This is a genomic window from Candidatus Symbiopectobacterium sp. 'North America', from assembly GCF_015762685.1.
Taxonomy (GTDB): domain Bacteria; phylum Pseudomonadota; class Gammaproteobacteria; order Enterobacterales; family Enterobacteriaceae; genus Symbiopectobacterium.
In genome coordinates, this window is the sequence record NZ_PEHF01000091.1 from 32499 (window position 1) to 45785 (window position 13287).

The window sequence follows — 13287 nt, forward strand, 5'->3', positions numbered from 1 at the left end:
CGATGTAGGGATAACTAACGATGATTTCTGACAGTAATGGTGAGTTAGACTCACCATTAGACGTAAATCAAAACCGCCTTCCTTCACTGATCGCCTTGCGCTGTTTTGAAGCCGCAGCACGGTTTGAGAACTTCACGCGTGTCGCCGAAGCGTTACATCTTACGCACGGTGCAATTAGTCGTGCGGTGCGTATGCTGGAGGATGATTTAGGTGTTGCGCTGTTTGAACGGCGCAGTCGTCGTGTTTTTCTGACGCAAGCAGGCCGCACGCTGGCACAGGCAGTACATGAAGGGCTGACGGCAATGCAGCGCGCCACCAGTGAACTGCGCGCCAGCAGTGGCGCTGGGTGGTGTCATGTGAACCCACATTGCTGATGCGTTGGCTGATCCCCCGTTGGCCAGCGTTTCAGGCAAAACATCCGGATCGGGATATTCATCTGGTTGCTGGCGGAGGCGCATTTTCATTTAACACTGGCATTGATTTGGCTATTCGGCGCGATGATTTCCCGTTACCTGACGGTTACCATGCAGAATACCTGTTCAGTGAAAAAGTCGGGCCTGTGTGCCAGCCTGATAACGTGACTGACTGGTTTTCTCCCGCTGGAAATGGGTTGTCATTGCGAACCGCTGCGCCCCGTTTACACAGCCGTACGCGTTTAAGTGCTTGGCAAACATGGAGTGCGGTCACACAACACCCGCTGTATGACAATAGCGGACAAACGTTCGAGCATTTTTATTTCAGCTTACAGGCTGCCGTTGCCGGATTAGGGGTTGCCATTGGGCCGTGGAAATTGGTCAGAGATGATATTGCCAGTGGCGTTCTGGCTGCACCGCTGGGATTTGTCGAGGAGGGTTCCTGTTACTGCCTGCTGTCGCCTTCCCCTTTATTATCTGATACTTTTCAGGCAGATTTATTGGCTTGGTTACGCGCTATGGCCTGAATCAACGTCGCGCGTGTTCAGGTAAAATGCCGCGTTTAATGCAATTGATCGTGAACATTTTTTGTATGTCATAAAACTGTCACATTCAATACATTTTACTGTCATGTAATTGTCCTATTTTTCCTCCTGCGAACTACACTCTGATCAATAAAGAATCTGGGTCGACACCTTTAAAAAATCCCACAGGAGGGATTATGAAACTGATGCGTACCACGATTGCCGGTCTTGTTATGGCAACCTTTTCCCTGACGGCGGTCAACGCCTCAGCTGCCGTTAACCTTACGGGTGCAGGTGCTACGTTCCCAGCGCCGGTCTACGCAAAGTGGGCAGACTCTTACCAGAAAGAAACGGGTAATAAAGTTAACTACCAAGGTATTGGTTCTTCTGGCGGCGTTAAGCAGATTCAAGCAAAAACCGTTGATTTCGGTGCATCTGATGCGCCGCTGGCTGATGAGAAACTGGCTGAAGATGGCCTGTTCCAGTTCCCGCCCGTGATCGGCGGGATCGTTCTGGCCGTTAACGTCCCAGGCATTAAATCTGGCGATCTGACGCTGGATGGCAAGACGCTAGGCGATATCTACCTGGGTAAAATCAAGAAATGGAATGACCCGGCTATCACTAAACTGAACCCGAATGCCAAGCTGCCGGATCAGGATATTGCTGTTGTACGTCGTGCTGACGGTTCTGGTACGTCTTTCGTGTTCACCGGCTATTTGGTGAAAGTAAACCCGGAATGGAAAGAAAAAGTGGGTTCCGGTTCTACGGTTAACTGGCCTACCGGTCTGGGCGGTAAAGGTAACGACGGTATTGCCGCGTTCGTTCAGCGTCTGCCGGGCTCTATCGGTTACGTTGAATACGCCTATGCCAAGCAAAATAACCTGGCATACACCAAGCTGGTTTCTGCCGACGGTAAAGTGGTTCAGCCTACCGGCCAAACGTTTAGCAACGCGGCCAAGGGCATCGACTGGAGCAAGTCTTTTGCCCAGGACCTGACCAACCAACACGGTGCTGACGCATGGCCCATCACGTCTACCACCTTCATTCTGGTTCACCAGAAACAAGACAAACCAGAGCAGGGCGCTGAAGTGCTGAAGTTCTTTGACTGGGCGTTCAAGAAAGGCGGTGAGCAAGCGGTAGCGCTGGATTACGCTACTCTGCCAAACGAAGTGGTTGAGCAGATCCGCGCGTCGTGGAAAACCAGTGTAAAAGACAGCAGCGGTAACGCGCTGTTTAAATAAGCACTGAAACGCTATGCAAGCCCTTGAGCGGTTAACAAGGCACTGACATCAGTTATGGCGGATGGGCGGGAAGCCCGTCCGCCTTTGCCTGTCAAATGCAACATACCCAAATTGATTGGGTATAACACTGAAGAAGAGAGCCCTATGGCGGAGTATAAGCCAACCATGAAAGCCCCCGGAAAGCTGGGCGATGTGATCTTTAGCGCGATGGTAAGAGCTTCTGCGCTGCTGACGCTGCTGCTGCTGTGTGACATCATCGTATCCCTGATCGTGGCATCCTGGCCGAGCATTGAGAAGTTTGGTCTGGCGTTCCTGTGGACCAAAGAGTGGGACGCGCCTGCCGGGCAGTTCGGTGCACTGGTACCGATTTACGGCACCATTGTGACCTCTTTGATTGCCTTGATCATTGCTATCCCTATCAGCTTCGGTATCGCCTTGTTCCTGACCGAACTGGCACCGAACTGGTTAAAACGCCCATTGGGTGTTGCCATTGAATTATTGGCCGCCATTCCGAGTATCGTATACGGCATGTGGGGTCTGTTTATCTTCGCACCGTTGTTTGCCAAATACTTCCAGCAACCAGTCGGAAGTATCCTGTCCGGCATTCCTATTTTGGGCACACTGTTCTCTGGTTCGGCGTTTGGTATCGGTATTCTGGCCGCCGGTGTGATTCTGGCCATCATGATCATTCCTTATATCGCTGCCGTAATGCGCGACGTGTTTGAGCAAACACCGGTAATGATGAAAGAGTCAGCCTACGGCATAGGTTGCACCACCTGGGAAGTGATTTGGCGCATCGTATTGCCTTACACCAAAAACGGGGTGATTGGTGGCGTCATGCTGGGGTTGGGGCGTGCACTGGGTGAAACCATGGCGGTGACCTTTATTATCGGTAACACCTACCAGTTGGACAGCCTGTCGCTGTTTATGCCGGGTAACAGTATCACTTCCGCGCTGGCGAACGAGTTTGCCGAAGCGGAATCTGGCCTGCATACGGCGGCATTGATGCAGCTTGGTCTTATCCTGTTTGTGATTACCTTTATCGTGCTGGCGCTGTCTAAGTTGATGATTATGTGTTTGGCAAAAAATGAGGGGGCACGCTAATGACGGCGTTAGGAATGGAACAAGAAGCCACACTGGCGCGTACCCGGCAGAAAATGCAGGCTTGGCGTCGCCAGAAGAACCGCATTGCGCTATGTCTCTCCATGACCACCATGGCGTTTGGCCTGTTCTGGCTGGTGTGGATCCTGTTCTCCACCGTGGTGAGAGGGATCGACGGCATGTCGCTGGCGCTGTTTACCGAAATGACGCCGCCGCCCAATACCGTAGGTGGTGGGCTTGCCAACGCCATTGTTGGCAGTGGGTTGCTGATTTTCTGGGCTACGGTCTTTGGTACACCGCTCGGCATTATGGCGGGTATCTACCTGGCGGAATATGGTCGAAAATCTATTGTTGCCGAAGTGATTCGCTTTATTAACGATATCTTATTGTCAGCACCTTCGATTGTGGTTGGCTTGTTTGTCTACTCGATTGTCGTGACAAAGATGCAGCACTTCTCGGGGTGGGCGGGGGTGATTGCGCTGGCGCTATTGCAGGTGTCTATCGTGATTCGTACCACAGAGAACATGCTGAAACTGGTTCCCGATAGCCTGCGTGAAGCGGCTTATGCGCTGGGAACTCCGAAGTGGAAAATGATTTCGGCCATCACATTGAAAGTCTCTGTCTCCGGCATTATTACCGGCGTGCTGCTGGCCATTGCTCGTATCGCCGGGGAAACCGCACCGTTGCTATTTACGTCGCTGTCCAACCAGTTCTGGAACACCGACATGATGCACCCGATTGCCAACCTCCCCGTCACCATCTTTAAGTTTGCCATGAGCCCGTTTGTCGAGTGGCAGCAGCTGGCCTGGGCGGGGGTGCTACTGATTACGCTGTGCGTGCTGCTGCTGAACATTGTCGCGCGTATTTTGTTCGCGAAAAAGAAACATTAATGGATTCAACGGTGTGTCGGACGACACGCCAGTTAAAAGAGAGAAGTCTTAATGAGTATGGCTACCGAGACATCCAACAACAAAATTCAGGTGCGCAATCTGAATTTCTATTACGGAAAATTCTATGCGCTGAAAGACATTACGCTGGATATTGCCACTAATCAGGTGACCGCGTTTATCGGCCCGTCTGGCTGCGGCAAATCCACGCTGTTGCGCACGCTGAATAAAATGTATCAACTGTATCCGGAGCAGCGCGCGGAAGGGGATATTTTGCTGGATGGCAACAACATTCTTACCGACAAGCAGGATGTGGCGTTGCTACGTGCCAAGGTGGGCATGGTGTTCCAGAAGCCAACCCCGTTCCCGATGTCGATTTATGACAATATTGCCTTCGGTGTGCGTTTGTTCGAAAAACTTTCCCGCGCCGATATGGATGAGCGCGTGCAGTGGGCATTGACCAAAGCCGCATTGTGGCAGGAAACCAAAGATAAGCTGCACCAGAGCGGATACAGTCTCTCGGGTGGTCAGCAGCAGCGTTTGTGCATTGCGCGCGGTATCGCTATCCGTCCCGATGTATTGCTGCTTGATGAACCGTGTTCGGCGCTGGACCCTATCTCTACGGGCCGCATCGAAGAACTGATTTCCGAATTGAAGAAAGATTATACCGTGGTGATCGTCACCCACAACATGCAACAGGCGGCACGCTGTTCGGATCATACGGCATTTATGTACCTGGGCGAACTGATCGAATTTAGCGATACAGATACCCTGTTTACCGCGCCCAAACAGAAACAGACCGAAGACTACATTACCGGTCGCTATGGTTGATTACAGGAAGCATCATGGACAATCTGAATCTGAACAAACACATTTCCGGGCAGTTCAACGCTGAGCTTGAGCACATTCGCACCCAGGTGATGACAATGGGCGGTTTGGTTGAGCAGCAACTGACGGATGCCATTACGGCAATGCACAACCGTGACGCGGAATTGGCCCTGCGCGTGATTGAAGGTGATGCCAAGGTGAACTTGATGGAGGTGACCATCGATGAAGCCTGTGTGCGTATCATCGCCAAGCGTCAGCCAACGGCGAGTGATTTGCGTCTGGTGATGGCAATCATCAAAACCATTTCTGAACTGGAGCGTATTGGCGATGTAGCGGATAAAATCTGTCGCACTGCGTTGGATAAATATTCGCATCAGCATCAGCCTTTGCTGGTTAGCCTGGAATCGTTGGGTCGTCATACGGTAGAAATGCTGCATGACGTACTGGACGCCTTTGCGCGCATGGATCTGGATGAAGCTATCCGTATTTATCGCGAAGACAAGAAGGTCGATAAAGAGTATGAAGGCATTGTGCGCCAACTGATGACGCACATGATGGAAGACTCACGTACTATTCCGAGCGTATTGACCGCGCTGTTTTGCGCCCGCTCAATCGAACGCATTGGTGACCGTTGTCAGAACATCTGCGAGTTTATTTTCTACTTCGTTAAAGGGCAGGATTTCCGCCATATTGGTGGTGATGCGCTGGAAAAACTGCTGGAGAAAGAGAAAAACGGACCTGCACCTCAGTGATTTTCACTGATAAATATCCCCCGTCGGGGTGTGTTCAGACTGCTGACAAAATCACTCTACCCCTCGTCATCCGCGCGAAGGCGGGGATCTCTGTGTGAATAAACGCGTTTCTTCGGCAAGAGATCCCCGCCTTCGCGCGGATGACGGTGGGAGTCGGACCGTTTATCAGCAACCTCATACGCCCCGTCAGGGGCATTTTGTTAATGATTGGATGCAGAGGTTTGTGTGTGTTAGAGCATAATATCCATTACTTGATTTTCACGCTGAATAGTCAGTGCCAATGTTCCTTTGGGCTCCTGAAGTAACAGTTTTCTCACTGTTTTTATTTTTTCTGGTGCATACTTGGTGTTGTTGATGGTTAATATCTTATCACCATTTTTTAATCCGTATTTTTGTATTTCTTCATTATTGTTGTAAAACACTTCAATGCTTCCATCCATATAGCGAACTGCAATGTAACGTTCATGAGGAATACTGTTTTTTTCAATAGAGTTAGCGTCATAGCAAAACATCATGCGCGAAGGTATAAACGTATAGCGTTTAAACCGAGACAGGAAATCCATCCCGACATGAAATTTTCCTTCCTGATTATCTGAAAACTCCATTTTATTTAATGGCAACCCATTAAATACAAAGTCCTGTAAGATATATTGGGTGCTTTTTGTTAAGCCACCCGCTTCAGCCATCGGTTCATTGCTAGACAATAATTCAATCGATAGCTTGTTCTCTTTGATATAATTGAGAAATTAATTGGAAACGAAGTTATGATCAGCGCCGGTATCCATGCGAAAGGCCACATCATTATTTTTATATTTAAACCAGCGTTGTGGCATTCGGTTGTAACTGTCATCATAGCCAGTGCACGCCTGATAATTTGATGCGGAGGGGAGCGTGTCGAAAATAATAACTTTTTTTTGTCATTATCGATTTTTCAATTGAACCGTCTAAACGTATCAATACCGATAATGCCGTCTATTTTTGTTCCCATCGATTGCGTCAGCAGTGATAAATCGAGAGAAACCCATATGTCGCTGTCATTGATCTCTTTTGTGCCGATGATGAAGGTGGTTGGTTTCAATAGGGCAAACTGATGGCCCTCCAATCGTCCAGAAACCGTCGTGACGTTTGAAAATTCCTAGCGATAATTCTGTGGAATTTCTGATGAGAGTAAGGGGCGTGTTATCGTGTTCGCTATTTTTTCATCAATAAAGGTTACGCTGGCACCAGTATCAACGAGAAAGTTTAATGTTTTGTTGTTTATCACGACGGGGATGACGATATCATCTTCAATATTTGTGTCGAGAACGGTACCGGTTTTTTTATTATTTTGGGTTTCACGCTCGTTCTTTTCCAGAGAATCACACCCTGTCACACTTGATAAACAAAGTAATATGGATGCTATTTTGGTTATTTTTCGTGACTTAGAGGCATATTTATTCCCTTTGTATACTGGTTTTTTTGAAAATTCTATTGTTTTAATTTTAAACGAAATATAAACAATGATTAGGTTTGTGAGAATTAAACATATTTTTAAGTATAATGCGCGACCTTGATTGAAAGGCATGTATCATGGCAAAGGAATGCTTTTTAATGTTGAAATTATTGCCGTTTATCAGAAGCTTCTAAGCTGATGCTCATCTTGAAAAAATAATATTTACTCTACGGCGGATAGCCTTAAATCGCTTGTCAAGATATCGAACTGTCATTGTGCGTAGCCTCTAAGCGTATATTGATAACCGCTCAAGATGGTTGTAATTTAACTAATTGATAAACAATATATTAATCATTGGTTGACTCGTTATCTTCTTATGGGGATAAGAGAAAAGTGCTTAACCAAAAGAAAGAGAATCGTGTAATGCAATTTAAGTTTTATCTGTGGCTTTATCTACTGTAGCAGACACCAGACTGGGTGTTTTTCCCGATGGGAAATTGAGTGGGAATATTGGTTTGGGAACCCTGAGCGGGAAAACCAAAGAACGTGTATACGATCCCGATGAAGGGGGCAGAAAGGGGAGTCAACTTGACTGGAAATATAACAATGCGGCCATCGTAAAAGGCTCTCTCGATTGGGATGTCATGCCTTGGGTATCCGTCGGTGCATCAGGTTGGACGACCATCGCCAGCCGAGGTGGTTTTATGAAAGATACTGACTGGTTTGATGAAACTAAGCTGGAATGGACGGATAAAAGCAAGCATCCCAACACACGCTTAAATTTTGCCAATGAGTATACCGACAGAAGTGAGAACCTAGGTGGCATCGAGAACTACAACTTTATCACCACGATTGGTATGCAATACACGTTCTAAACCCGCTGGTCGGACGAATCGTCCGGCTTCTCCCTTCATGGCTTAGGTTTTATCTTTCCCTAAACGCCTTCCCCGAGTCTGAAACTCGGCTATGTGACATAATTATAATATTATCCATTTTTATTATTTCCTGATTGCCGCGCGGGCTGTTAGCTTGCTGGCTAACAAAACTTATAAGGGTGACAAGGGAAATGGTGAAAAAACAAGTTGTTGCATTAACGTTATTAGCGAGTTTAATTTCTGTTTCCGGTATCGCTCAGGCGGACAAGCTGGATGATATTCAGAAAGCGGGCGTAGTGAAAATTGCGGTATTTGACAGTAACCCGCCGTTTGGTTTTGTCGATCCGCAAACCAAAAAGCTGGTGGGCTATGACGTGGACATCGCGGAAGCCATCGGCAAAGCGCTGGGTGTGAAAGTCGAACTGCGTGCCACCAACCCGGCTAATCGTATTCCTTTGCTGACCTCGCAGAAAGTCGATTTGATTGCCGCCAATTTCACCATTACGGATGAGCGTGCCAAGCAGGTTAATTTCAGTATTCCCTACTTCGCCACCGGACAGAAATTTATCGCCCGTAAAGGTGTGCTGAAAACGCCGGAAGACATTAAAGCGCTGCGTATCGGTGCGGATAAAGGGACCGTGCAAGAGATCACGCTGCGTGAACATTATCCGACGGCAAAAGTCATCTCTTATGACGACACACCGCTTGCTTTCGCCGCTTTGCGTAATGGTAACGTACAGGCCATTACTCAGGATGACGCCAAGCTGGTTGGTTTACTGGCCAACGTGCCAGATGCACAAAAAGCCGAGTTTGAGATCTCTCCGTTTAGCATCACCAAGGAATACCAAGGGGTGGGGGTTCTTAAAGGTGAAGATCGCCTGACACAGAAGGTGGATGAAACGCTGTTGCAACTGGAAAAAACCGGTGAAGCGAAACAGACCTACGATCGCTGGTTTGGGCCGACCACAAAATCTGCTCAACCACGTGGTGATTTCACCTTTGCGCCATTGGATAAACAGCCTAAAGCCTGATGCCATTATCCGTCCACACGTGCCAACGTGAGGCTACAGGTCGTTTCAGGTAACACCGCATTCTGCCCTCTGTTGAACAGAGGGCATTGTCGTTTCTGCAACAAAGCGTTTTTACTACCGCGAACAGGGTATGACATTGACTGAAAACGTTGCTTCTTTTTTGGAAAACGGGCTGCTGGCATCCCGTTATCTGTCATGGTTGTGGCATGGTTTTTTGCTGACACTGTGGCTTTCACTGTGTGTGGTTGTTCTATCAACGTTGCTGGGAATGGTGCTTGCCGCCGCAAGAGATAGCTATCGTAGCCTTTTGCGCTGGCCGGTAATCGCTTACAGCGCCTTGTTTCGCAATACGCCGTTGCTGGTGCAGTTATTCTTCTGGTATTTCGGCGCGGCGCAGTTGCTGCCGGGTGCACTGTTGCAATGGCTGAATTCACCCCACGATGTGGCCATTGCAGGCCTGGTTTTGAGTTGGCCCTCTTTCGAGTTTCTCGCCGGATTGATTGGCCTGACGCTCTATTCCAGCGCGTTTATCGCCGAAGAGATTCGTGCGGGAATAGGCGGCGTCGCGCGCGGACAAAAACACGCATCGCTGGCATTGGGGCTGACGCCCTGGCAAGCCATGCGTTATGTGGTGCTGCCTCAGGCGCTGAAAATTGCTATGCCACCGCTGCTGGGGCAATACATGAATATCATCAAGAATTCCTCTCTGACGATGGCGATTGGCGTAGCCGAGCTCTCTTATGCATCTCGTCAGGTTGAGACGGAAACCTTGCGAACCTTTCAGGCGTTCGGCGTTGCGACGGTGCTGTATATCGCGATCATTGCGCTGATCGAAGGCTGGGGTATGTGGCGGCAGCAACGTCAATTGGCGCGGGGGCACTAACATGGATTTTACGATTATTAGCGATAACCTCAGCTATTTGTTGTGGGGCACGTTTCCTGATGGCCCAATCGGTGGAGCCGCATTGACGCTCGTTATCAGCGCATTGGCCGGTATCGCTTCTGCGATGTTGGGCACGGTGCTGGGCGTGGCGCTGGCGATGTCTCGCGGTTGGCTAGGCGCGCTGTTGGCGCTGGTGCTGGGTTTTTTCCGAGCTATTCCGGTGATCATGCTTATTTTTTGGACTTACTTCCTGCTGCCCATTGTATTTGGTGTCGATATTCCTGAAATCACCACCGTGGTATGTGCGCTGGCGTTTATTGGCGCGGCCTATCTGGCGCATGGCGTCAAAGCGGGGATTGTTGCTATCAGTCAGGGGCAGTGGCAGGCCGGGCTGTCGTTGGGTTTCAGTCGCTGGCGCGTACTCTGGTTTATCGTGTTGCCCCAGGCGCTACGCATGATGGTCCCATCGTTTATCAACCAGTGGATTTCCTTAATCAAGGATACATCGCTGGCGTATATCGTGGGCGTGGGGGAATTGACGTTTCTGGCTACACAGGTTAACAACCGCAGTATGGTCTATCCCACCGAAGTGTTCCTGTTTGTGGCGCTGGTTTACTTTGTTTTTTGTCTGGCCCTGGAGCTATTGGCGCATCGCGTGAGCCAGCTCTATGCGGTGCACGCGCGGGTTGACGCGCCAAAACGGCGGTTTTGGTGGTGCTGGCGGCCGCGCCCAGCCTAGCGCGGCCAACCGCCGTCAGGCGGTGATGTTACAGCCTTTGTCGCGCCACAGTTGCGGTAAGTCACGCATCGTGTGGAAGGTGGTGACCAGCGGGTGATCGATGGGCGGGTTGTGCGGGTCGGCGCAGTAGTAGTACACCGGAATGCCCGCAGCGATACCCGCTTCCACGCCTGAAAACGAATCTTCCACTAGCAGGCAGTTCTCTAGATTGACCCGCATCTGCTGAGCTGCGTGATAAATAACGGCGGGATCGGGCTTCCATTTTTTCAAATCGTAGCCGCTATACAGGCGATCGGCGAAGTGCTCACGCAGCCCGGTTAATCCGAGCGAATGGTGCATTTTGCTGACCGGGCCGTTCGATACCACGCCCATTGGCACGGTAATCGCGCCAAGCAGTTCTGGAATGGCGTCAATGGGTTGTAGTGATTTCTCAAACAGCCGGGCGATCTCTGCACGGAAGTGTTTTTCCAGCGTTTCAGGCACCACCGTCAGGCCATGTTGTGCACTCACACGATCGATAATGTCGTAGAGCTTGACGCCTTTGTAGGTCTTGATGACCTCCTCCAGCGACAACTGTAAGCCATACGGAATAAAAATATTCACATAGGCCTGGCAACAAATCACTTCGCTGTCGACCAGCGTGCCATTACAATCGAAAAAAACACAATCAATCGAAGACATGGGGTTCCTTATTGGTAACGCGTGTGGTTCACCCACTACTTTACCCCACTGTGTCAGTATTTTGACCTCACCGGGCGTAAACACGATAAAATACTGTTTTTAAACTGGTTTTCATCTTTTGTTCTGAAGGCGGAGAGTTATGGCTTGTTCGCTGTTTTTCTCGCGTATTTGCAGAAAAAAGATACCTGATGCCGTTGAGGGTAAGGGTTGTAATAACCTCTGCTTATGGCAAGAAAAAAAACCGGCCAATGGCGTTAATCTCTGTACATTTTGTTATAGGATACCCACCGACCATAATTCCTTATCTGGAACGTTGATAATGAAAACATCACAACCTGAGCTTGCGGGAGAGCAAAGCTTATTGGAGCGCGTATTCAAACTGCGCCAACATGGCACTACGGCGCGTACGGAAACGATTGCTGGGTTCACGACCTTTCTTACCATGGTCTACATCGTTTTCGTAAACAAACCCGCAGATTCTGGGTGTTGCGGGCATGGATACCCAAGCGGTGTTTGTGACCACCTGTCTTATTGCTGCGTTTGGCAGTATTTTGATGGGGCTGGTGGCTAACCTGCCAGTTGCATTGGCTCCTGCCATGGGGCTGAATGCCTTTTTTGCGTTCGTCGTCGTCGGTGCCATGGGGATCTCCTGGCAGGTCGCGATGGGGGCCATCTTCTGGGGCGCAGTCGGCTTTTTGATACTGACCATTTTCCAGATTCGCTACTGGATGATCGCTAACATTCCGATCAGCTTGCGTTTAGGGATTGCCAGCGGTATCGGTTTGTTTATCGGCATGATGGGCCTGAAAAACGCCGGTATCATTGTTGCTAACCCGGAAACGCTGGTGACCATTGGTAACCTGACGTCTCACCGTGTTCTGCTGGGCGCGCTGGGGTTCTTTATCATTGCGGTACTGGCCTCACGTAACATTCACGCCGCTGTGCTGATTTACATTGTGGTGACTACGGTCATTGGCCTGTTGCTGGGTGACGTGAAGTTTTCTGGCGTGTTTTCTATGCCGCCGAGCGTCACATCCGTTGTCGGTCAGGTCGATCTGGCAGGATCGCTGAATTTGGCGCTTTCCGGTGTGATCTTCTCCTTTATGTTGGTCAACCTGTTCGATTCCTCTGGCACCCTGATTGGTGTGACGGATAAAGCTGGGTTAGTCGACGCGCGCGGTAAATTCTCGCGTATGAAGCAGGCGCTTTACGTTGATAGCATCAGCTCGGTGGCCGGTTCCTTTATTGGCACTTCCTCCGTAACGGCGTACATCGAAAGCTCTTCCGGTGTTTCGGTTGGCGGACGTACCGGGCTGACGGCAGTTGTGGTCGGTATTCTGTTCCTGCTGGTGATTTTCCTCTCCCCACTGGCCAGCATGGTGCCCGCTTATGCGGCGGCAGGTGCGTTGATTTATGTTGGGGTGTTGATGACCTCAAGCCTGGCACGCGTGAAATGGGACGATCTTACCGAAGCGGTGCCTGCGTTTATTACTGCGGTGATGATGCCATTCAGCTTCTCCATCACCGAAGGGATTGCCCTTGGCTTTACTCCTATGTGGTGATGAAAGCAGCAACCGGGCGCTGGCGTGAAATCAGCCCTTGTGTGGTGGTGGTTGCGGTGTTGTTCCTGCTGAAGTTTATCTTTATCGACGCGTATTAATTGCATGCGCAGTCAGCCTCTTCGTCGTCCTCGGCGTAGGCCGGGGACCTCTGTCAGAATGAACGCGTTTAGCCTGTACGAGATTCCCGCCTGTGCGGGAATGACAATTTTAAAGTAGGTTTGTCTGCAACCTCAGCCCCGCTTGCGGGGCTAATGAGATGGTCACCCCCACCCTGCAGCGGTACGCTGACAGGGTGTTTTTCTTTCAGGAGAGGCCATCATGGAAAATGTTGCACTTAT

The 13287-nt window shown here is 49.9% G+C and carries 12 protein-coding genes and 3 pseudogenes; 12 read left to right on the forward strand and 3 right to left on the reverse strand.

The genetic code is table 11. The annotated features are described in order from the left end of the window. Positions 1-20: 20 nt before the first annotated feature. From CS369_RS24075 to phoU, 7 genes are all read left to right on the forward strand, one after another. Positions 21-374, forward strand: coding sequence for a LysR family transcriptional regulator (locus CS369_RS24075; protein WP_244665118.1), 354 nt, complete (start codon positions 21-23; stop codon positions 372-374). Next, a complete protein-coding gene (locus CS369_RS24080) occupies positions 347-940 on the forward strand; it encodes a LysR substrate-binding domain-containing protein (protein WP_244665119.1) in 594 nt (197 codons plus the stop codon). The genes CS369_RS24075 and CS369_RS24080 overlap by 28 nt, the downstream gene beginning before the upstream one ends. 194 nt (positions 941-1134) lie before the next feature. Beyond that, the gene (pstS, locus tag CS369_RS19605) at positions 1135-2178 is read left to right on the forward strand and encodes a phosphate ABC transporter substrate-binding protein PstS (RefSeq protein ID WP_196908367.1); all 1044 of its coding nucleotides are present in this window, start codon (positions 1135-1137) and stop codon (positions 2176-2178) included. 144 nt (positions 2179-2322) lie between these two features. Further along, the gene (gene pstC, locus CS369_RS19610; protein ID WP_196908368.1) at positions 2323-3282 is read left to right on the forward strand and encodes a phosphate ABC transporter permease PstC; all 960 of its coding nucleotides are present in this window, start codon (positions 2323-2325) and stop codon (positions 3280-3282) included. After that, entirely contained in the window at positions 3282-4169 is an 888-nt protein-coding gene (gene pstA, locus CS369_RS19615) for a phosphate ABC transporter permease PstA (protein WP_196908369.1), read from the forward strand. The genes pstC and pstA overlap by 1 nt, the downstream gene beginning before the upstream one ends. Positions 4170-4220: 51 nt before the next feature. After that, the gene (pstB, locus tag CS369_RS19620) at positions 4221-4997 is read left to right on the forward strand and encodes a phosphate ABC transporter ATP-binding protein PstB (protein WP_196908370.1); all 777 of its coding nucleotides are present in this window, start codon (positions 4221-4223) and stop codon (positions 4995-4997) included. A gap of 14 nt (positions 4998-5011) precedes the next feature. After that, positions 5012-5746: a phosphate signaling complex protein PhoU gene (gene phoU, locus CS369_RS19625; protein WP_196908371.1), complete on the forward strand. Its 735-nt coding sequence runs from the start codon at positions 5012-5014 to the stop codon at positions 5744-5746. A gap of 230 nt (positions 5747-5976) precedes the next feature. On the opposite strand, the gene CS369_RS19630 is transcribed toward phoU, so the two are convergent. Together CS369_RS19630 and CS369_RS19635 are read right to left on the reverse strand one after the other, a co-directional pair. Continuing rightward, positions 5977-6432: a hypothetical protein gene (locus CS369_RS19630; protein ID WP_196908372.1), complete on the reverse strand. Its 456-nt coding sequence runs from the start codon at positions 6430-6432 to the stop codon at positions 5977-5979. A gap of 449 nt (positions 6433-6881) precedes the next feature. Beyond that, the gene (locus CS369_RS19635) at positions 6882-7310 is read right to left on the reverse strand and encodes an aspartyl protease family protein (protein ID WP_196908373.1); all 429 of its coding nucleotides are present in this window, start codon (positions 7308-7310) and stop codon (positions 6882-6884) included. Positions 7311-7621: 311 nt separating this feature from the next. Here CS369_RS19635 and CS369_RS19640 point away from each other — a divergent pair. The 4 genes and pseudogenes from CS369_RS19640 to CS369_RS19655 form a co-directional block, all read left to right on the forward strand. Next, positions 7622-7975: pseudogene (locus tag CS369_RS19640) on the forward strand (omptin family outer membrane protease); the annotation flags it as partial. A 269-nt stretch (positions 7976-8244) separates the two neighbouring features. Continuing rightward, entirely contained in the window at positions 8245-9084 is an 840-nt protein-coding gene (locus tag CS369_RS19645; RefSeq protein WP_196908375.1) for an ABC transporter substrate-binding protein, read from the forward strand. A gap of 130 nt (positions 9085-9214) precedes the next feature. Continuing rightward, entirely contained in the window at positions 9215-9967 is a 753-nt protein-coding gene (locus CS369_RS19650) for an amino acid ABC transporter permease (protein ID WP_196908376.1), read from the forward strand. Between the two features lies 1 nt (position 9968). Continuing rightward, positions 9969-10616 (forward strand): annotated as a pseudogene (locus tag CS369_RS19655) (amino acid ABC transporter permease); the annotation flags it as partial. Between the two features lie 105 nt (positions 10617-10721). Here the strand turns inward: CS369_RS19655 and yieH are convergent. Beyond that, positions 10722-11387: a 6-phosphogluconate phosphatase gene (yieH, locus tag CS369_RS19660; protein WP_196908378.1), complete on the reverse strand. Its 666-nt coding sequence runs from the start codon at positions 11385-11387 to the stop codon at positions 10722-10724. 319 nt (positions 11388-11706) lie between these two features. Between yieH and CS369_RS19665 the strand changes: the two are divergent. Continuing rightward, a pseudogene (locus CS369_RS19665) lies at positions 11707-13047 on the forward strand (NCS2 family permease). The last annotated feature ends 240 nt before the right edge of the window (positions 13048-13287 follow it).